Source organism: Marinobacter lipolyticus (assembly GCF_018424605.1).
In the GTDB taxonomy this organism is placed as follows: domain Bacteria; phylum Pseudomonadota; class Gammaproteobacteria; order Pseudomonadales; family Oleiphilaceae; genus Marinobacter; species Marinobacter lipolyticus_B.
On sequence record NZ_QTKT01000025.1, the window covers coordinates 1 to 1,189 of the forward strand.

1 protein-coding gene is annotated in these 1,189 nt (G+C 53.1%); it reads right to left on the reverse strand.

What is annotated here, in order from left to right; all coding sequences use genetic code 11:
- Positions 1-31: 31 nt before the first annotated feature.
- Entirely contained in the window at positions 32-985 is a 954-nt protein-coding gene (locus DYI22_RS17280) for an IS110 family transposase (protein ID WP_213479294.1), read from the reverse strand.
- Positions 986-1,189: the final 204 nt, after the last annotated feature.

The window sequence follows — 1,189 nt, forward strand, 5'->3', positions numbered from 1 at the left end:
TAACCAGTGACTGTGGTGTCAATCACATATATTAAGCCATATTTTCACGCCACGGCTCTTGGTTCTTGATCATGGTATTGAGCACCACAATCATCTTTCGCATGCAGGCAACGACGGCCACTTTTGGAATCTTCCCCTGGGCCTTCAGGCGTTCGTAAAAGCGTTTGAAAACAGGATTGCATTGGATCGATGAGAGCATGGCCATGAACATCACGGTTCGAACTCTGTGGCGGCCACCTCGTATCCTTCGCTTGCCGTTGAGCTTTCCGCTATCCCGGTTGATCGGGGCTACACCGACGAGTGCGGCAATCTCCTTTCGGTTCAGCGAGCCGAGCTCCGGCAGCTCACTCAGGAAGGTATAGGCGAGTACTTTTCCAACGCCTGGCACACTGGTCATTATCTCCAATTTGGCACGCCAGTGATCGACTTTGGCCACTTCCTGCTCGATCTGTCGGGTGACGGTTTCAATCTGACTCTGGAGCATCCTGAGCAGGCTTTTAATGGATCGGTGGAGAGGTTTCGGCATGATCTGGAGACGGTTCTTCTCCATGGTGGACATCTCCATAAGCTGAGCCCGCCTAGCCAATAAGTCTCTGATCTTTTGTGATGTTTTGTCCGGGATGGGTCTGAATTCCGGCTTCAGCGTGGCGGCATACTTTGCAATCACCTGGGCATCAATCCGGTCGGTTTTGGCGAGCACGCCGATGGCCTGGGCATAGCGCCTGACACTGACCGGGTTAACGACAATGATGGGTAAGCCGGCCTGATTACAGGCCTGAACCAGGGCATGCTCATGCCGCCCTGTAGCTTCCACCACGATGCGTTCAATGTCGTAGTTTTTGAGGATCTTTACGAACCGGCAAATGTGGGCTTCGCTGTTGGGAATTGAATAAAACTGCCCGGAAGGATGGAGGGCGATATCAAGGTTGGCTTTACCAACGTCGACACCGATATTGACTGAGGTTTGGATTTGGGTGCTGTTCATAATAAGCTGACTCTGCCTTGCTATACGGGCTCGAGGCCCCGATGACTGTTCGAGTTATCGCTTGAGAGTCATGCAGCGCTACGCACTGGTTACCGGTCTCTCGAATGAGGAGCCTGCCATCATCGAGCTGCTGCATGAAGGCCCCCAGCGGCCACTGGGGGTGGGCCTCAATTTACCCAAACACGGCAGGAATTATCCATACAA

Bases quoted from the DNA above. Each gene is read 5' to 3' on its own strand.
- DYI22_RS17280 (WP_213479294.1), bottom strand. From the start codon at position 985: ATGAACAGCACCCAAATCCAAACCTCAGTCAATATCGGTGTCGACGTT.